The 18,085-nt window shown below is 52.1% G+C and carries 16 protein-coding genes; 11 read left to right on the top strand and 5 right to left on the bottom strand.

Going from position 1 to position 18,085, the window contains the following annotated elements; genetic code table 11:
* Positions 1–119: 119 nt before the first annotated feature.
* The 3 genes from blc to CTZ24_RS20680 all read left to right on the top strand — a co-directional run bounded on the left by blc (position 120) and on the right by CTZ24_RS20680 (position 1,603).
* Positions 120–659, top strand: coding sequence for an outer membrane lipoprotein Blc (gene blc / locus CTZ24_RS20690; RefSeq protein WP_208726136.1), 540 nt, complete (start codon positions 120–122; stop codon positions 657–659).
* Positions 660–744: 85 nt separating this feature from the next.
* Positions 745–1,050, top strand: a complete 306-nt coding sequence (locus CTZ24_RS20685) for an ArsR/SmtB family transcription factor (RefSeq protein ID WP_208726135.1) — start codon at positions 745–747, stop codon at positions 1,048–1,050.
* Between the two features lies 1 nt (position 1,051).
* A complete protein-coding gene (locus CTZ24_RS20680) occupies positions 1,052–1,603 on the top strand; it encodes a rhodanese family protein (RefSeq protein ID WP_208726133.1) in 552 nt (183 codons plus the stop codon).
* Between the two features lie 6 nt (positions 1,604–1,609).
* On the opposite strand, the gene CTZ24_RS20675 is transcribed toward CTZ24_RS20680, so the two are convergent.
* The gene (locus CTZ24_RS20675) at positions 1,610–2,092 is read right to left on the bottom strand and encodes a cold-shock protein (protein ID WP_208726131.1); all 483 of its coding nucleotides are present in this window, start codon (positions 2,090–2,092) and stop codon (positions 1,610–1,612) included.
* A gap of 595 nt (positions 2,093–2,687) precedes the next feature.
* Between CTZ24_RS20675 and CTZ24_RS20670 the strand changes: the two genes are divergently transcribed.
* The 3 genes from CTZ24_RS20670 (at position 2,688) to CTZ24_RS20660 (ending at position 6,944) form a co-directional block, all read left to right on the top strand.
* The gene (locus tag CTZ24_RS20670) at positions 2,688–5,258 is read left to right on the top strand and encodes a bifunctional diguanylate cyclase/phosphodiesterase (RefSeq protein ID WP_208726129.1); all 2,571 of its coding nucleotides are present in this window, start codon (positions 2,688–2,690) and stop codon (positions 5,256–5,258) included.
* Between the two features lie 84 nt (positions 5,259–5,342).
* Positions 5,343–5,531, top strand: coding sequence for a YjfB family protein (locus CTZ24_RS20665; protein WP_208726128.1), 189 nt, complete (start codon positions 5,343–5,345; stop codon positions 5,529–5,531).
* A 222-nt stretch (positions 5,532–5,753) separates the two neighbouring features.
* The gene (locus CTZ24_RS20660) at positions 5,754–6,944 is read left to right on the top strand and encodes a CynX/NimT family MFS transporter (RefSeq protein WP_208726126.1); all 1,191 of its coding nucleotides are present in this window, start codon (positions 5,754–5,756) and stop codon (positions 6,942–6,944) included.
* On the opposite strand, the gene sfnG is transcribed toward CTZ24_RS20660, so the two are convergent.
* From sfnG to CTZ24_RS20640, 4 genes are all read right to left on the bottom strand, one after another.
* Complete coding sequence (gene sfnG / locus CTZ24_RS20655) at positions 6,945–8,045, bottom strand: dimethylsulfone monooxygenase SfnG (protein WP_208726124.1); 1,101 nt, start codon at positions 8,043–8,045, stop codon at positions 6,945–6,947. It lies immediately after the preceding gene.
* A gap of 245 nt (positions 8,046–8,290) precedes the next feature.
* On the bottom strand, positions 8,291–9,232 hold the full coding sequence (locus CTZ24_RS20650; protein ID WP_208726122.1) for a sugar phosphate isomerase/epimerase family protein: 942 nt from the start codon (positions 9,230–9,232) through the stop codon (positions 8,291–8,293).
* A 9-nt stretch (positions 9,233–9,241) separates the two neighbouring features.
* On the bottom strand, positions 9,242–10,420 hold the full coding sequence (locus CTZ24_RS20645; protein WP_208726120.1) for a Gfo/Idh/MocA family protein: 1,179 nt from the start codon (positions 10,418–10,420) through the stop codon (positions 9,242–9,244).
* A gap of 54 nt (positions 10,421–10,474) precedes the next feature.
* Positions 10,475–11,398 (bottom strand): substrate-binding domain-containing protein, encoded by a 924-nt coding sequence (locus CTZ24_RS20640; RefSeq protein ID WP_208726118.1) that lies wholly within the window; start codon positions 11,396–11,398, stop codon positions 10,475–10,477.
* A 390-nt stretch (positions 11,399–11,788) separates the two neighbouring features.
* On the opposite strand from CTZ24_RS20640, the gene CTZ24_RS20635 reads away from it, so the two are divergent.
* The 5 genes from CTZ24_RS20635 to CTZ24_RS20615 all read left to right on the top strand — a co-directional run bounded on the left by CTZ24_RS20635 (position 11,789) and on the right by CTZ24_RS20615 (position 17,725).
* Positions 11,789–12,802 carry a LacI family DNA-binding transcriptional regulator gene (locus CTZ24_RS20635; RefSeq protein WP_208726116.1) on the top strand — a complete coding sequence of 338 codons (1,014 nt, stop codon included), beginning with the start codon at positions 11,789–11,791 and terminating at the stop codon, positions 12,800–12,802.
* 15 nt (positions 12,803–12,817) lie between these two features.
* Complete coding sequence (locus CTZ24_RS20630) at positions 12,818–13,642, top strand: sugar phosphate isomerase/epimerase family protein (protein WP_208726113.1); 825 nt, start codon at positions 12,818–12,820, stop codon at positions 13,640–13,642.
* A gap of 250 nt (positions 13,643–13,892) precedes the next feature.
* Positions 13,893–14,621 carry a gluconate 2-dehydrogenase subunit 3 family protein gene (locus CTZ24_RS20625; RefSeq protein WP_208726111.1) on the top strand — a complete coding sequence of 243 codons (729 nt, stop codon included), beginning with the start codon at positions 13,893–13,895 and terminating at the stop codon, positions 14,619–14,621.
* An 18-nt stretch (positions 14,622–14,639) separates the two neighbouring features.
* On the top strand, positions 14,640–16,409 hold the full coding sequence (locus CTZ24_RS20620) for a GMC family oxidoreductase (protein WP_208726109.1): 1,770 nt from the start codon (positions 14,640–14,642) through the stop codon (positions 16,407–16,409).
* Positions 16,410–16,411: 2 nt separating this feature from the next.
* A complete protein-coding gene (locus CTZ24_RS20615) occupies positions 16,412–17,725 on the top strand; it encodes a cytochrome c (protein ID WP_208726107.1) in 1,314 nt (437 codons plus the stop codon).
* Positions 17,726–18,085 lie beyond the last annotated feature (360 nt).

Here is an 18,085-nt window from a genome sequence, read left to right as displayed (position 1 = left end):
TTATTTGCAAACAGGCAGCCCAGTAAAGGCAAATACCCAATCACTTCACTCCCTGCCGATTCACTCCCGGCGCTTTGCACTACACTGTAACCCCAACTGTGCTGCTGAAAGGAGTTTTCATGAAGTTATGGCCTGTTGTGGCAGGTGTTGCCATTGCATTGAGTCTGGTTGCCTGCCAATCCCCAACGCCGCCAAAAGGTGTCGAGCCGATCACTGGCTTCGATGCCAATCGCTATCTTGGCAAATGGTACGAAGTTGCCCGTTTGGAAAATCGCTTCGAACGAGGGCTGGATCACGTCACGGCGACCTACAGTAAACGTAGCGATGGCGGAATTCGCGTTCTCAACCGGGGCTACGATCCGCAGCAACAAAAATGGCGCGAAAGTGAGGGCAAAGCGTACTTTACCGGGGCACCAACCACTGCTGCGCTTAAGGTTTCGTTTTTCGGCCCTTTCTATGGCGGCTATAACGTCATCAAACTGGATGAAAATTATCAGTACGCGCTGGTCAGCGGTCCTGACCGAGGTTATCTGTGGATCCTGTCCCGAACGCCTGACATCCCGCAAGCCATCAAGCAGGATTACGTTAACACCGCGCGTAAACTCGGTTTCCGCGTGGATCAACTCAGATGGGAAAGCGATCGCGGCGTCACCCCCTGACCCCCTCTTCTTCAATACGTCCTCTTGACAAGCGTCGCAACAATTTAGCATTATCTAAATTTAGAAAATACTAAATTGTTGCGCTATGACCGAGCTGAACCTTCTACAGACACAGGCAGATAAAGCTGCTGCTCTGCTTAAGACATTGAGCCATACCCAGCGCTTAATGATTTTATGTGTATTGATTGATAAACCCGGAACCGAAGCCGGAGAGCTGACGAGGATCAGCGGTTTGAGCGCCTCCGCAACCTCTCAGCATCTGGCGAGAATGAAATCGGAAGGATTGATAGAAGGGATACGCGAGGCCAGATTTATTCGCTACCACATTAAGAACGAAGCGATATTCGCCGTGGTGCAAACGCTTAAAAATATTTACTGTCCCGGAGAATAATATGCCTGCTACTTTTGCGACACCCGCTGAGATAAATGCACTTTCTGATCATGCCATGCTGATTGATATCAGAGGGCAAGACGAATGGCGTCGGGAACATATTTCCGGTGCCCGTTCTCTGCCAGTTGAAGACATCACGCCTGGTTGTTTAGGTAAGGAGGAGTTGAGCCAGATTGATACGGTTATTTTTCATTGTCAGAGTGGCATGCGAACCGAACAATACCAGGCACAATTGATCGCAGCGGTACATCCGGCAAAGGTTCTGATTATGCAGGGCGGCTTGAACGCCTGGAAATCAGCCGGTTATCCGGTGATAACTGACCGCCGTCAGCCGCTACCGCTGATGCGGCAGGTACAAATATCAGCCGGGGTACTGGCGCTGGGAGGCACGCTAGCCGGAGCGGCGCTGGCACCGGAATTTTATATCATCCCTGGCTTTGTCGGGGCTGGCCTGCTGTTTGCCGGAGTGACGGGCTGGTGCGGGATGGCAAAGTTGCTGGCAGTCATGCCCTGGAACAAACAGCAAAGCGAATCTCGTCATCCAACCCGGTAGTCAGGATCAGACCTTCAGCAACTTCACCGTGCTGTCTATGTCGATCTCCTCTTCCGAGAAAATTAACGTTGTGCCCTGGAAAGTAGTGATCGCCAGTTTCTTCAGTGAGCGCATGGCACCTGGTTGAGCGGCTGATTTGGGCCTGATGCTGCTCATCAGTACCCCAACAGACAGCACCGCATTGTCTTTATCGATGCGAGTTTCGACCGGCACTTCTTCGCTGTAAACAAGGAAAGACTTAATCGAGGTCAGCTTGATGCGCTCCCCGGCGATAAAGATGTATTTACTTTCAGGCGCAACTTTCACCGCATACGCTGACAGCCCCTTATTGTTGGTCGTGGGCTCGAAAGTGACCGCGGCATCTTTCTTAATCAGTTCAGGGTTGGCGACCTTAATGACATGAAAATAACGGTTATCACCGTTTTCATCTTTGATAAATCCAAAACCTTTATCCTGAAACCAGGTTGTGATCGTACCGTTCATCGCCATTACCGCCTATTTAATCGTTTATCTACTCAGTTTTGCAGCGCGCAGTGTAAAACACAATGCCGATGTACACTACGTCTTTACAGCTACGCAGGCTTTTTATCATGGTGCTGACGCAGTGATTTTTGTAACTTTTGCATGCCGGTGCACACAAAAAGCCCAATGACACGCAAACTTCTTTGCCCTGCAACAGCCACAGGCCATTAACGCCCAGGAAAATCATGACCACCGTCGACATGGCAAACATCCAAAATGCCGTGCCACAGTTCAATTTATTGACCCTGCCCCCTTAGCCAGCAACGATTTTCTGCTGTCCGGCGATTCAGTTCGGAACTTCCGCCTTATTCTGGAATACATAAATTATGCTGCAAAAAAGATAATGCGTTATAAATAGGGATGAAATATTTAGCCTGATAATAAACCCGCCAAATTGTGACTAATGACCCAACGCCAACAAATAACCTTAAAGTTCTTAAGGGTAGAACCGATAACGACATATCAAAGGTGGGAATATTCTTATCAAACAATAAGATATATTTTAGCATTAGACTATTATCCCAACCTTACTCAAATCCTGAAGCTTACAAAGGTTGTCGATATGCTGAAATCCTTCACGAACTTTTCATCTGCAAGCAGCCGGAAATTGATCAGGCAACCATTAATAATCATGATCCTCCTAATGTTTTTTGGATTCATAATAACGTTGGGAATGATATTTTTTATCGCCAGTGATTTAAATTCCATCTCAGATACGGAGGATAGCGTTCTGATAAGGAAACTTATCCAGAATCAGCAAGACGACATCAGTTCTCATTTGACTGACAATGCGGTTTGGGGCGGATCTTATAAAAACCTCCATGAGAAGGTTAACCTTAACTGGGCATGGGAACAACAAAACCTCGGCGCATCCTTATATAAGGATTTTGGTTATAATGGGATATTTGTGATTAACCCAGCAGGAAAAACAGTTTACAGCATAATCAATGGGAAATTAAGTACAGATTCCATCCAACAATGGATGGAGACCGATCCAACGCCTGCCATTCTCCATCAACTGAGAAAAAGCAACGGATCGGCCTCAACGCAATTCATGATGGTCAAGGGGAAACCGGTTTTGGTTAGCGCCGCATGGATCACGCCAGGTAGCGATAATACAATCAAAAATGTTTCAGAACAGCACTCTATTTTGCTATTCGTCGTTAATATGACTGATGCGAAGTTAATTAAACTCGGTGCCGACTATACAATCAATAACCTTCATTATGAGGAGTCAGAAACTCCGTATGATGGTGCTAAAAATATGATTCCGCTGTCTGAATTCGGTGCACGGGGCATTCTTACATGGCAGAGTGAGAACCCAGGAAAACAGCTCATCGTGTTACTATTACCAATAACCGTAGTAATTTATTTGGGAATGTTATTCGCGGCGATAATGCAATTGAAACATATTATTAAAATAGTCCAAAGTTCGGATGAAAACATCTTTATGTTGCAGCAAAGCCAGCTTGCCTTATTGGCCAGTGAAAAGCGTTTTCGCGATGTTGCTGAAACAAGTACCGACTGGATTTGGGAAGCTGACAACAATCTGGCATTCAACTGGATATCGTCAAGGTTTTCTGCCATCACGGGCTACAGTAGCAATATATGGATTCACCGTACCCTGCAAGATTTTCTTTTTAATGGGAATTCACTGCTTAACTCACTCGAGGACAAGCTCAAACCCGGTGAATACACTCACCTGTCACGTTGCCGCTACCTCTCAGCCCAACAATACATCCGCTACTGCGATCTCACCATCCGCCGGATTGAACTGGCAAATGGCAGGCAAGGTTTTCGTGGTACCGTGACAGACGTCACACTCGAAGTTGAAGCAGAAGAAAAAGCAAAATACCTCGCCTTGCATGATGACCTGACAGGCTTACCTAATCGTACGCAAATGAAGCAATTTCTAACCGGCGAATTGGAAATTCACCATACCTGCGACAACCCCCTGGCTGTGATTATGGTTGATTTAGATAAATTTAAACCGGTAAATGATATTTATGGTCATGCTATGGGTGATGCGGTTCTGCATGAGGTTTCTTTGCGTTTTCGCCACTGTGTTGATGATGTTGGTTTTACCGCTCGTCTTGGCGGTGATGAGTTTGTCATTATCGTTCCCGCAATGGACACGGAGGAAATAAGTAACCTGTGTGATAAAATCATCGAGAAAATAAACACTCCCTTTCACATCAATGGCACTGAAATTTCTATTGGGGTCAGCATGGGCATCGCTACCACCCCCAAAGATGCTGATAACATTACGGATATATTAAGATATTCAGACTTTGCCCTTTATAAAGCAAAAAATAACGGTGGTAATAAATATGAATTTTATCATACGGAGTTAACCGATAAGATTGTTCAACGTCGGGAAATGGAAAGCGAGCTAAGAGAAGCTATCCGCTCGGGACAATTAGCCGTTGTTTATCAACCACGCCTCAATATGAAATTGGCAAAAGTTACCGCTGTGGAAGCGCTGGTACGGTGGAACCATCCGGTTCGTGGGTTAGTCATGCCTGACCAGTTTATCTCATTAGCGGAAGAGACCGGGCTGATTAAAGAGATTACTGACTGGGTGATAGAACGCGCCTGTTTTGATATGCAATCGTGCTTTGACCAAATGAAAGTGTCGGTCAACATCAGCGCTCTGGAGTTTAGCGACCGTGGGTTAACTGAGCGGATAACGAGGATCCTTGAGAAAACGGGTTTTGCAAGCCATCGCCTTGAGATTGAAATTACTGAGAATGCCTTAGTTAAAAACCCAGACGATGCCCTAAAAACGATGCGTGAATTACATAAACTTGGCATTAATTTCCATGTCGATGATTTTGGCACCGGGTATGCGTCGTTTGGCTATCTGAGCAACTTTCCATTTAATGGTCTGAAGCTGGATAAGTCATTTATTCTTGCAATGCATGAATCTGATAATGCCTTGAAAATCGTCGAAAATCTGATAAGTCTGGGCAAAGCCTATTCTCTGGTGATCACCGCCGAAGGTGTCGAGACATTACAACAAAAAGAGCAATTGCAGAAATTCAATTGTGATGTTTTACAAGGCTATCTGATCGGGCAGCCAATCCAGATTACACAATTGACTGAAACCTATCAGGAACATGTTCTTGCATAAGCCCTAAAGTCTTCTTCAGCGTTGCCGATAACCCGACAAGCTTTAATAGGTTCCCTTTTTGTTTGTACTAAACAGGAGAGCAAAATGGATGTATCGCAAGTGACTTCACTGGCTTCCGGCCTTGATAACCTGGATCTGAAAAGTCAGGTGAATACCCTGGTATTGAAAAAGGCACTGGATAACCAGGAGTCTGCGGCCAGCAGTATCCTCGCCTCAATCCCGCAGTTGCCTGCTAATCCGGCTATTGGGCGCAATATAAATACCACCGCCTGAGTTTCAATTTGAGTAGCGGCGCGATTTATCGCGCGTCTTTTGCCCGCGGCATCAAGGTCAAAGGCGCGCGATAAATCGCGCTGCTTCGGCTCGACTTTACATCCCGATTAACCCCCGCTAGTATGGCCGACTCCCAGCGCCACTCTGTCGCTGCGTAAGCGTTAACGTTAACCAACGCACCATGTGCAGGATTGCTCTGCTTTTTTTCTATGGTGCGAAAAGATGACCCATACCGTTGTTAGCGTAAATCCTGTCCTGCGTCGTTACGGCTTTTTCCTGTTTTTGCTGCTGTTGACCGCGGCCAATTTGCGCACACCGATCACCGCCACCGGTCCGGTGCTGGAAAACATTCGCCATACGTTCGGGTTGAGTGCCAGCGCGGCTGGCGTGCTGAATTTCTTACCGCTGCTGATGTTCGCCACTCTTGCGCCACCTGCCGCCTGGCTGGGCAACCGCTTCGGACTTGAACGCAGCCTGTGGAGCGCATTGCTGCTTATCACCCTCGGCTCGTTGCTGCGCATCACCGGCAGCGAAAATGCGTTATGGGCGGGGACATTGCTGCTCAGCGCCGGTATCGCCGCCGCTAACGTCTTATTGCCACCACTGATTAAGCGCGATTTCACTGCGCATACCGCGCGTTACATCGGGTTGTATGCCACCACTATGGCGATCACCGCCAGCATCGCATCCGGCGTGGCGGTGCCGCTGGCGCAGCTCACTGACGCGGGCTGGCCTCTGTCGTTAGGTATCTGGCTGGTGCCCGGCGTGGTTGCGTTGCTGGCCTGGTTGCCGCAACTCAAACACGCCGCCGGGCATGCGCAGCCAGCCGTCCCGCAATCGTTGCAACGTTCGCCGTGGCGTTCAGCCATTGGCTGGCAGGTATCTTTATTTATGGCCTGCCAGTCGTTGGTGTTTTATACCCTGATTGGTTGGTTTACCCCCTTTGCTCAGGATGAGGGGATCAGCCAACTGGCGGCGGGCTGGTTGCTGTTCGTCTATCAAATTGTGGCGATTGTCGCCAACCTGGTCTGCATGAACGCTCTGAAACGATTACGCGATCAACGCGCCATCGGTTTTTTGGCATCGCTGGCAATTTTTACTGGCGTGACGGGATTGCTGCTGGCCCCCACATGGGCCTTGATATGGTTGCTGTTGGCGGGGTTGGGAGCCGGAGCATCGATGGTGACTTGTCTGGCGCTGTTTAATTTACGCACTCAGGATCATCGTCAGGCTTCAAAGCTCTCGGGGATGGCGCAGTGTGTCGGCTATGGCGTCGCCGCACTGGGACCACTGTGTTTCGGGATGCTGCATGATGCCAGCGGCAACTGGATGCTACCGCTGACATTGCTGCTGGTGATCTCTGCCCTACAAATGGTGGTGGCGACCCTGGCAGGCCGCGACCGTCATATTTGATCACACCAGCGCTGCCGCTTCCTGACGTTCCAGCTCGCGTACCCGCGGGATAATCTCGCGGCCAAAGAATGCCACCTCTTCATGGAAATGCAGGAACGCCAGCAGCAGCAAATCCACCCCGGCACGCTTGAGCGCGATAATGCGTTCCGCAATCTGCTGCGGCGTGCCGATCAGGTTGGTTTTAAACCCGTCGTTGTACTGCACCAAATCTTCAAACGAGGATTTCGCCCAGTTCCCTTCCCCTTCCGGCGAAGCGCTGCCTGCATTTTTCACTTCATGCTGGAAGCCTTTCACTGCATCCGGGTTGGCTTTGGCGATGATTTCCTGCAACACCGCCTGCGCTTCCTGTTCGGTTTCTCTGGCGATGACAAAACCATTCAGGCCGATTTTTACCCTGTGCTGACTGGCGCGCGCCTTCGCCTGGATATCTTCCACTTGCTGGCGCACCCCTTCCGGCGTATTACCGTTGGTGAAATACCAGTCGGACACCCGCGCTGCCATATCACGCGCGGCACGCGAACTGCCACCCTGGAAAATTTCCGGCTGTGGTGACAGCGGTTTCGGTTTCAGCGCGTAGTCACGGAAACGATAGAAATCCCCGGCAAAGGTGAAGCTTTCCTCTCCCCAAATACCGCGCAGGCAGCGAATAAACTCTTCCGAACGCAGGTAACGTTCTTCGTGGTCGAGCCAGGGTTCACCAATGGCTTTAAATTCGCCACGGAACCAACCGCTCACAATATTCACCGCAATACGCGGCCCGTAAAGATGGCTGATCGTGGCGATTTGTTTGGCGGCCAGCACCGGATTCCACGGCCCAGGCAGCAACGCGGCGATGACCTTTAACCGTGAGGTGTGGCTGAGCAGGTCCTGGGAAAACGTCACCGATTCGTGCTGATTTTCTGCGCCGTATCCAGCGGTAAAGCGGATTTGCGTCAGCGCATAATCAAAACCGGCATTTTCCGCGATTTTCGCCAGCTGACGGTTGTAATCCGCGTCCCAGCGCGTGCGTTGTTCAATCTGGCTGATCACCAGGCCACCAGAGACATTTGGCACCCAATAGGCAAATTGCAGGGGTTTACTGGCAGGTTGTGGTACAGACATAGCGAATCCTCATGCGATGTGTGTCTTATATCGAAAATCAAAAGATTTATTACCACTTAAATCTTTTGGATATATATCGCTATGCAGTGGCTATGCCAGTTTTGTTGTACGGATAACGCAATGATTTATCGATATTTATGACAACGACCTGGAAATAACGCTGTGGTATTTGCAACAACCACTGTTGACTGGCTGTTGCAATAACAACCCTGCTGTAACGGCACGAGTTATCGCGCCGTCAGGCGTCACTGGCTGAGCGTTTGCTGAAGGGCGGCAATCGACGAGGTCACCCCCGCCTCAACCGACATGGTGAGATCCTCCATCTCCAGCGACACCCAGTCGTTGTATCCCATCATGCGCACCACTGAGAAGAATTCCTTCCACCATTGCAGATCCTGGCCGCAGCCCACCGCGACATAGTTCCAGGCACGGTTAGCGACATCCTCCACCGGTTTGGTTTCCAGCAAGCCGTTGATATTCACCAACCCGCGCTCCAGCCGTACATCTTTCCCGTGCACATGGTGGATCGCCGGGCCCAGCGCCCGCGCCGCGGCAATCGGGTCCCCCCCCATCCATAGCAGATGGCTCGGGTCGAGATTCAGCCCCACCATTGGCCCCACCGCATCACGCAGACGGAACAGCGTTTCCGGGTTCCACACCAGCATCGAACTAAAATTCTCCAGCGCGAAGCGTTCCACGCCGTGGTTTTTGGCACGTTCCACCAATCCCAGCCAGTAAGGAATGGCCACTTCGTTCCACTGATAATCGAGACAATTCTTCAGTGTGGGCGGCCAACTGACGGTATAAGTAATCCAGTTGGGGATGGTGTCATGCGGGCTGGCAGGCGGCAGTCCACTCATCATCACAATTTTCTTCACCCCCAACTCACCGGTCAGGGCCAGGGTCTGTTCGGTATCACGTTTATGGCGCAGGCCCAGTTCGCCCACGTCGAGCGGATTGCCGGAGACATTCAGCGCGGCGATCGACATACCGCGACTCTCCAGCGCCCGCAACAGTTGCTGACGCTGGCTGGCGCTGGCGAGCAATTCCTCGGTACGCAGATGCGGGGCGGACGACCAGCCACCGGTGGTCATCTCCACACCACAAACGCCAAGTTCGAGTAATTTATCCAGCATCGCTTCAAATGGCAGATGCCCGAGGCTGTCAGTACAAAATGAGAGTCTCATGACGTTTCCTTATTGGTAATTAACCCAGCTCGCGCCGTTATCCGCCGAGCGCACGCAGTTTTCAATCCAGCGCACCCCTTCCAGCCCGGCGTTAATGTCGGGATAGATCAGGTTCGCCAGCGTCTGCTGATCGCCACGCTGCGCAGCGCTGATGGCAATGGCAAATTTGAGGTAGATATTGGCCCAGGACTCTGCCAGCCCTTCGGTATGCAACGCCCCGAGACGCTCCTCAGCCAGCGCGCTGTCATCGAGATACGGCATACCGTGATGCATCACCTGATTAGGTTGCCCCTGCACTTCATATTTCAACTCGCCGGGGTTGTAATCGCTCCATTCCAGACTGGCGCGTGAACCGATCACCCGGATACTTTGACTGTCCATGGAACCGGCGTTGATCGAGGAGGCCCACATCCGTCCGACGGCACCGTTGTCGTAGTGCATCAACACCATCGCGTTATCTTCCAGCGGCGCGCGCGACGGGATAAAACTCTGGCGGTCGCATAACAACGATGTGATCTGCAAATGCGGCAGCACCAGTTGTGAGATGTAGAAGGTATGGGTGGAGATATCCCCCAGCACGAAAGAGGGACCGGCAATTTTGGGATCAACGCGCCACTTCTGCGCATCGTTAAACTTGTCGGCACTGTCGTTTGCACTAAAGCCGTGGGTATATTGCAGCTCAACCATGCGTACCTCGCCGATCTCGCCTTTGGCGATCATCGCACGCATCTGCATCAACAGCGGATGCCCGGAGAAGCCATAGGTGACACCAACGATCAGCCCTTTGGCCTCCGCCAACACTTTAATTTCCTGTGCTTCGGCGGTGGTAAAAAACAGCGGTTTTTCACAGATCACATGAATACCGGCATTCAGTGCCGCTTTGGTAATCTCATAATGGGTGCCATTCGGCGTGGCGATGGTGACCACCTCCACCCCATCCTCCCGTTTCGCCTCTTCTGCCAGCAGTTGCTGATAATTGTCGTAACAACGTTCGGCTGCCAGCCCGAGATTGACGCCGAAATCGCGCCCCCGTTCGGCATCGATATCAAAGGCACTGGCGACCAGTTGATACGCGGTGTTATCGCGCAGTGCGCCGGAGCGATGTTTATAGCCAACCTGACTTAAACGACCGCCACCGATCATTGCCCAGCGTAACGGGCGGGGGATTTTCTTTTCACCATTGAGCATAGTCACTCCTTAATTATTTTGCACCCGGGTGCAAATGAGGTCAGAGACAAGGGTTTATTTCTGGTTTTTCTGTTCAAACTGCTGATAATTCGCCTGCGTCACCGTAGCGTAAGGGATCCAGTTATAGGCGGCGGTTTTCTGCTTATCCAGCATCGCTTTCGTGACCTGCACCGCCCCGGTCGCCTGCCCTTTTGCATCCTGGAAGATGGTTACCGCCATGTCGCCGTTTTTGATAAATTGCAGTCCGTCGGGTGTGCCATCAATCCCCGCCACCAGCACATTGCTTTTCTTCGCCTGCTTCAGCGCCATGATGGCACCAATCGCCATTTCATCATTGTTGGCGGCGATGGCGTCAATCGGCGTGCCGTTCAGCAACCAACTGGAAACCACATCTACCGCCTCATTGCGCTGCCATTTGGCAGTCTGTTTCTCCACCACTTTCATATCGTTGTGTGCGGCAATCACTTCTTCCGTTGCCCGGGTGCGTTCGCGCGCCTCTTCATTTGACAGCGCCCCCATAATGATGGCGACATTGCCTTTGTAATTCATACGCTTCGCCAGCGCTTCCATCTCCATTTTGCCACTCAACGCGGAGTCGGATCCGACATACGCCATCTGCCCGTCCAGTTTTACCTCGGGTTTGCGATTGACAAAGATCAGCGGAATATTGGCGCGTTTGGCCGCCTCCATCATCGGGCGTACTCCCTGGGTATCGACCGGATTAAGGATTATTGCGTCAACGCCCTGGTTGATAAAATCGTCTACCTGCTGCACCTGGAGCGCCACATCCCCTTTGGCATCAGAAAACTGGCCTTTCATGCCGGAAGCATCCAGCTCATGCACCATCTGCGTACGCAGTATCGAAACAAAATTGAGATCGAAATTGGCGAGCGCAACGCCCACTTGCCAGGTTTTTGCCTGCGCAGTGCCAATGGACAGCACACTCAATACCAGCACCAGGGTTTTCAAAGTCTTCATGGTCGTTTCCTGTAGGGTCATGTTGTGATGATCCGACCGGAAGAGAGACACTGCTGATTTTTACTTTTGCACCCGGGTGCAATATAAGTAAAAAAAAGAGACTATCAGTCAATTCTTCGGGCGAGTTACTGACGAAAATGTCAGCGATGCAGCCATTTTAGTCAATCCGGCAAAACGAAAATCAGCGGAGGTGATCACAAAATGTTGATGAAATGCACCCGATTGCAAAAAACGTTGCAATCGGGTGCAAAGATCAAACATAATCGCAACATCATAAAAACAGGGTTATTTCGCATAAGGTTTCAACGCACTTACGCTTTGGGTGTTTATTTTCGATTGGGATTCACGTTCAATGCAGGGGTCTTTCGCCAACTCCGATATGCAGGTGCTATGAGCAAACCCATCGCAAAATCTCACAAAGCCACCGCCAGTGATGTCGCACGTCACGCTGGTGTGTCGAAATGGACGGTCTCGCGTGCCTTTACGCCCGGTGCATCCATCTCCGACAAAGCGCGCGAACGCGTGCTGGCTGTCGCCACCGAGCTGGGCTATCGCCCCAATCTGCTGGCGCGCAGTCTGTCGCAGAAGAAAACGCACATTATTGGCGTCGTGATCGATGAGATGAGAAACCCGCACTCGTTACTGTTGATCGACACAGTGACCAACCAGTTACAAAAGCGCGGTTACATGGCGTTGTTGCTCAACATCACCAATAGCGAGAACCACAAATCGGTGATGCTGTTGGCCGATCAATTGCAGGTTGATGGCTTGTTGTTTCTGGGCACGGTATTGACCGAGGAACTGGTGGATATAGCACAGGACCTGCACCACATCCCGCTGGTGCAGCTGTGCCGCAACAACGATGTACCGGGCATTGATGTGGTGAAAATCGATGATCACCACGCCGGTAAGCAGCTTGGCGAGTTGCTATTGGCTCAGGGATATACACGTTTTGGCTACATGCGCGGCCCGGCAACCAACAGCAATCATTTGCAACGGCTGGAGGGTTTACAGCAGGCGCTTACCGAAGTCGGGCTGACACTGGAAGAGATGCTGACCGCCGGTTGTTATGCGCAGGAACGCAGCTACGCGGTTCTGACGGAGTATCTCAACGCACATGCGCCTGCCGATCGCATCGATGCGCTGTTTTGCGAAAACGATGCGCTGGCGCTGGGTGCGCTCGAAGCCTTGCGCGAAGGCGCGGGTAACAAACATATGGCGGTGGTGGGTTTCGACGGAATTGACGAAGCCGCCCTGCCCGGCTGGCAACTGACCACCTGGAGCCAGCGGATTGACCTGTTAATTGAAGAAGCCCTTAACCGGCTGATTGATGAACATGCCACACCGGGTGGTGCCTGGTCTCAGGGAGAATTGCGTGTACGACGCTCTCACCTGAAGCCGTAAGCGAAAGGAGGAGAGATGAAGTTGTCGTTACATGGCGTTTCTGTCTGGTACAGCAATGCCGTCACCCAGTTACGTATCGCGCAGGAAACCGGTTTTAGCGGTCTGGAGATTCTGCCGGAGCATCTGTATCGCTATCTCGACAATGGCGGCAGTTACGCCGCATTCCGTCAGCTGATGGCGCAACATCACATCGACGTTACCTGCATCAACGCGCTAAAACGCATCGGTCGCCACCAACCTGAAGCACGCGCTGAATTGCTGCGCGAAGCGGAACAGATTTGTCAGGCGGCGGTGGAGCTGCGCTGCCCGGTGGTGCAAATTATGGCACTGACCGAGCTGGATCAGCTGCCTGCTGCCGAGCGTGATGCCATTCTGCTCGACAACATCTCCGCCATTGCCGATATCGGCAAAGCCCACGGCATCAAATTCCAAATCGAGGTGGTGGCCTTCACCGCGTTTAATTCCCTGCAACAGGCACTGGACCTTATCGCCCGCAGCGGCAAAGACAACCTCGGCGTAGTGGTCGATTTCTGGCATCTGCACGCCGGAGGTGGAACCACTCCTGACGAGGTGGCGCAGATGGATAAAAGCCTGATCTACGGCGTCCACTTTTGTGATGGCCGTGCGGCTTATCCAGACGAAGCCTGGGATGAATGGGTGCAACGAAACTATGCGCCGGGTGAAGGCGATGTTGATATTGCTGCCTGGGTCGCGGCGGTCAAAGCCACCGGTTACGACGGCGTATGGTCACCAGAATTATTAAGCCCGCGTCATTGGGAACACGACTTGTGGGATATTTCCCGCAGTTGTTTAGACAGCATGAGAACATATATTAATTAATATAAATGGCGACCCACATGATGAATCGCCCGCCTCATATTTAAATACTCTCTGCAAAAATTGTAGCGGCGCGATTTATCGCGCACCTCGCACCGCGCGATAAATTTCGCCGCTACAGAATAAATATAAACACCACGCCTCTACGCGAATTATCGCGCGGCGTAATTACATCTGAATGTTTTGAACGTCGTGCTCTGTAAAATTTATCTGCCGTATCCGTCATCAGACGGAATGATGAAAGGAAAGTTGTATGAACCGAAGAGAAGCGCTTTTTTCGCTCAGTTCGATTGTGGCGTCACTGGCCGTTGCACCGCAACTGCGCGCGAAGGAGCTGCATAATGTCCCGCTAAGCACCCAAATGAGCCCCGACCACCTGCCGCAACCCGCCTGGCAGCAGGGCTATCAGGTCTTAATCAGCCCGCTCGATCGCCAGAATCTGGCGGCGATTTTTGACCGCCTGATCCCTGCCGACAACCTGGGCCCTGCGGCCAGTGAGGCCGGTGCTATCGAATTTCTCGATAACCAACTGGCCGGAGATTATGGCACGGGGGCGGCACTTTATTTAGCAGCACCTTTGCACCCGGAAAATGAAGAGAAAATCATGGGTAGTCCGCAATTTCTTGCCACACCTAAAGAACGTTATTTAACCGGACTGACCGCATTAGAGAATTGGGCGCAAAAAAATCACCAGGCATCATTTCATACTTTAACCGCACCGCAAATCGACGAATTCCTGACAAATATGGAAGACGGAAAGATTGATTTAGGCCGTGAAGTGAATAGCCAGGCTTTTTTTGAATTAATGCTACAAAACGCACGCGAAAGCTATTTGGCGGATCCAATTTACGGCGGCAATAAAAATATGGCGGGTTGGAAAATGATTGGCTTCCCCGGCGCCCGCTATGACTACCGTCCTTATATTACGCGTCGCAATGAAAATCTGGCGCTTATTCCTGTCAGTCTGATTCCCAACGATTAATACGCCGGAGCTGAGTTAATGTCACAAATCAGAAATAAGGCTGACGTGGTTATCGTCGGTCTGGGTTGGGCCGGTTCGGTGATGGCTGAAGAACTGACCCGCGCCGGATTACATGTCGTCGCGATTGAGCGTGGTGCCTGGCGTGATACCTCAACCGATTTTCCGGTGTCAATTGATGCCGATGAACTACGCTTCCACACCCGGCGTAAAATCCTGCAACCAATGAGCGTGGAAACCACCACCTTCCGCAATCGCCACGATCAACTGGCAGCACCGGTACGTAACTGGTCAGCCTTCCAGTATGGCTGGAACGTCGGCGGTGCCGGTACACACTGGGCTGGGATGTCGTGGCGCTTTACCCCGTGGGATTTTGAAGTCGCCACCCGTACGCGTGAGCGCTACGGTGCAGGAAAAATGCAGGGATTGCAGTTGCAGGACTGGGGCGTCACCTACGATGAAATGGCCCCTTTCTACGATCGCTTCGAACGTATCGCGGGCACCTCCGGCTATGCCGGCAATCTCAACGGCGAACGCCGCAAAGGCGGCAACGTGTTCGAAGGTGCGCGCACCCGCGACTATCCCACTCCGCCGTTGCAAGATACCCACTGGATGAGCAAATTCCGCCAGACCACGGAAAACATGGGGTATAACCCGTTTACCGTTCCGGCAGGCAATCTGTCACAGGCTTATGTCAATCCGCTCGGTGTCAGCATGGGCCCCTGCACCTACTGCGGCTTCTGTGACTTTCACGGCTGCGGCAACTTCTCTAAATCTTCGCCGCAGGCCTGCATTCTTCCTGTGTTGATGCGCCGTCCCAACTTTACGTTGTTGACGGAGACAGAAGTGCTGCACGCGGTCAAACACGACGACGGTAAGACGGTGAAGGGGGTGAAATTTATCACCAAAGAAGGGGTGGAAGGTTTCCAGCCCGCCGATATCGTCTGTATTACCGCCTATCAGATGGATAACGTCCGTCTGATGCTGCTGTCACAAGTTGGCGAGCAATACGATCCGCGCACCGGACGCGGCACCATTGGCCGTAACTACAACTATCAAACCTGCTCCAGCGTCACCGGCTTCTTTGATAACGAATATATGAATCCGTTTATCGGCGGTGGCGCGCTGGCGGTGCAAATCGACGATTTCAACGGCGACAACTTTGACCATAGTGACCTCGATTTTATCGGTGGAGCCGGAATTATGGGCTTCTCCACCAATGGCCGCCCAATTCAGAACATGAATGGCTTACGTCCCGGCACCAAACGCTGGGGCAGCGAATGGAAAGCCGGTTATGCGCGCGATTACCAGACCGCAGGCACCATTTTCTGCCAGGGCACCTCAATGCCGATGCGTGAGGCATACCTTGACCTCGATACCCACTACAAAGATCGCCACGGCCAGCCGCTGCTGCGCATGACCTTTGACTGGAATCAGAACGATGTGCGTATGGCGAAATATGTCACCGATCGCGCCATCAACATCATGCGTGAGATCGGCGGTCAGCATCTGGTGGTGGACAACCAGGCGGAAAAGAGCTGGAACCCGTATATGCAGCACAGTTCCCATACCATTGGAGGTGCGGTGATGGGGACCGATCCTACCACCTCCGCCCTGAACCCGTATCTGCAAAGCTGGGATGCGCACAACCTGTTTGTCGTCGGTGCGTCAGCGTTTCCGAATAACGGTGGCTACAACCCAACGGTCACCGTGGGTGCGCTGGCGGTGCGTGCCGCGCAGGCCATCCACCAGACCTACGTCAAAAATCCGGCACCGCTGGTGGGAGCGTAATCATGGCTAAGGCGAAAAAGATTACTTATACCTTCGCAGCGCTGGCGGTGGTGGCAGCGCTTGGCGTGACCGGCAGAATGTGGGGGGTGCTGGATAGCGCACGCTCGGACGTAGCTGACAATAAGGTGCAACTGGCGGATTTTCACAGCAATGACGATGCTGCCATCAAACGCGGTGAATACGTGATGCGTCTCGCCGACTGCGCCGCCTGCCACAACGCAGACTTCTCCGGCGGATATAAAATCGATACCCCATTTGGCGCGTTACTGACGTCCAATATCTCCCCGGATCGCGACACCGGGATTGGCAACATGACCGAACGCGATTTCTTCAATGCGGTACGTCAGGGACGCGGTAAACACGGCTTCCTGTACCCGGCCATGCCTTACACCGCCTACACCCAGATGAGCGATCAGGACATGCACGATCTCTGGGCGTATTTCTCCGCGCAGAAACCGGTGAAAAATGCCATCGACGAAAATGCCGGGATGCATTTCCCGTATAACATCCGTCTGGCGATGGCGGGCTGGAACCTGTTGTTCTTTGACAACAGCGCATTTCAACCGCAAAGCGCGCAGAACGATGAGTGGAACCGCGGCAAATATATCGTCGATGGTCCGGCGCACTGTAGCGTCTGCCATACGGCACGTAATGCTCTTGGCGGTGAAATCAGTAGCCAGTATTTGCAGGGCGGCAATCTTGGCAGTTGGTATGCGCCGGATATCTCACCAAATCCCCATGCCGGAATCGGCAAGTGGACGGACGAAGAGATCGCTGATTACCTGAAAACCGGCTCTAACGGCACCAGTGTGGCCGCCGGGCCAATGGCCGAAGCGGTTGAACATTCAACGCAGTATTTCAACGACCAGGATCTGAAAGCTATCGCAACCTATCTGCGCAGTCTGCCAGCTTCGACAACGCCGCAACCCACCCACTTCGAGATGAATAAAACCCGTCACGACCTGGCGGCCCTGCGTTATGAAGTTGATTGCTCAGCATGTCACGGTCTGGCGGGTGAAGGGATTCATGGCATGGTACCCGCCTTTGCCGGTAACAGCGCGATGCTGAACGATCCCACCAACATGATCCATGCGTTGTTGGATGGTGCGCGCGCACCGCATACTACAGGCCGCCCGACCGCCGCCGGAATGCCCGCTTTCGCCTGGAAATTAAATGACCAGGAGATGGCGGATGTACTGAATTACGTGCGGAACTCCTGGGGTAACCAGGCGGGGGAAGTGCAGGCCAGCGATGTCACAACGCGACGTCGAACCACCGGCGCGGGAGACAAATTACAAACACCGGCCATGAAGTAATCATCAAGTCTGTCAGGCAGGAACCGTAGCGGCGCGATTTATCGCGCTAAAAATGAAAATACGCGCGATAAATCGCGCCGCTTGTATCTTGAAGTTGTAACTGGTTAGCTACCCGTTACACGAAACGGAGGCAGCTTGTCGCGCCGCTTAAGACCCGATCTTGTGCCGTAGCTTAAAGCCCTCCGTTTCTCCTTTCACGCCAGCATCTACTCTGAACGGTAACCAGAAGCTCTGACTTCGTATGTACAAGGCAAGATGGCGTGATGGTTCATGTGAAAGGGAGCTGTCTTATGATTTATCTCGGTATTGATGTCAGTAAAAACAAACTCGACCTCTGCCTGTTGCCCGGCAACGGGAAAA

The sequence above is a fragment of the Pantoea phytobeneficialis genome, from assembly GCF_009728735.1.
GTDB classification, from domain to species: Bacteria; Pseudomonadota; Gammaproteobacteria; order Enterobacterales; family Enterobacteriaceae; genus Pantoea; species Pantoea phytobeneficialis.
This window is presented reverse-complemented; position numbering and strand designations above follow the sequence as displayed.

Bases quoted from the DNA above. Each gene is read 5' to 3' on its own strand.
- blc (WP_208726136.1), top strand. From the start codon at position 120: ATGAAGTTATGGCCTGTTGTGGCAGGTGTTGCCATTGCATTGAGTCTG.
- CTZ24_RS20685 (WP_208726135.1), top strand. From the start codon at position 745: ATGACCGAGCTGAACCTTCTACAGACACAGGCAGATAAAGCTGCTGCT.
- CTZ24_RS20680 (WP_208726133.1), top strand. From the start codon at position 1,052: ATGCCTGCTACTTTTGCGACACCCGCTGAGATAAATGCACTTTCTGAT.
- CTZ24_RS20675 (WP_208726131.1), bottom strand. From the start codon at position 2,092: ATGGCGATGAACGGTACGATCACAACCTGGTTTCAGGATAAAGGTTTT.
- CTZ24_RS20670 (WP_208726129.1), top strand. From the start codon at position 2,688: ATGCTGAAATCCTTCACGAACTTTTCATCTGCAAGCAGCCGGAAATTG.
- CTZ24_RS20665 (WP_208726128.1), top strand. From the start codon at position 5,343: ATGGATGTATCGCAAGTGACTTCACTGGCTTCCGGCCTTGATAACCTG.
- CTZ24_RS20660 (WP_208726126.1), top strand. From the start codon at position 5,754: ATGACCCATACCGTTGTTAGCGTAAATCCTGTCCTGCGTCGTTACGGC.
- sfnG (WP_208726124.1), bottom strand. From the start codon at position 8,045: ATGTCTGTACCACAACCTGCCAGTAAACCCCTGCAATTTGCCTATTGG.
- CTZ24_RS20650 (WP_208726122.1), bottom strand. From the start codon at position 9,232: ATGAGACTCTCATTTTGTACTGACAGCCTCGGGCATCTGCCATTTGAA.
- CTZ24_RS20645 (WP_208726120.1), bottom strand. From the start codon at position 10,420: ATGCTCAATGGTGAAAAGAAAATCCCCCGCCCGTTACGCTGGGCAATG.
- CTZ24_RS20640 (WP_208726118.1), bottom strand. From the start codon at position 11,398: ATGAAGACTTTGAAAACCCTGGTGCTGGTATTGAGTGTGCTGTCCATT.
- CTZ24_RS20635 (WP_208726116.1), top strand. From the start codon at position 11,789: ATGAGCAAACCCATCGCAAAATCTCACAAAGCCACCGCCAGTGATGTC.
- CTZ24_RS20630 (WP_208726113.1), top strand. From the start codon at position 12,818: ATGAAGTTGTCGTTACATGGCGTTTCTGTCTGGTACAGCAATGCCGTC.
- CTZ24_RS20625 (WP_208726111.1), top strand. From the start codon at position 13,893: ATGAACCGAAGAGAAGCGCTTTTTTCGCTCAGTTCGATTGTGGCGTCA.
- CTZ24_RS20620 (WP_208726109.1), top strand. From the start codon at position 14,640: ATGTCACAAATCAGAAATAAGGCTGACGTGGTTATCGTCGGTCTGGGT.
- CTZ24_RS20615 (WP_208726107.1), top strand. From the start codon at position 16,412: ATGGCTAAGGCGAAAAAGATTACTTATACCTTCGCAGCGCTGGCGGTG.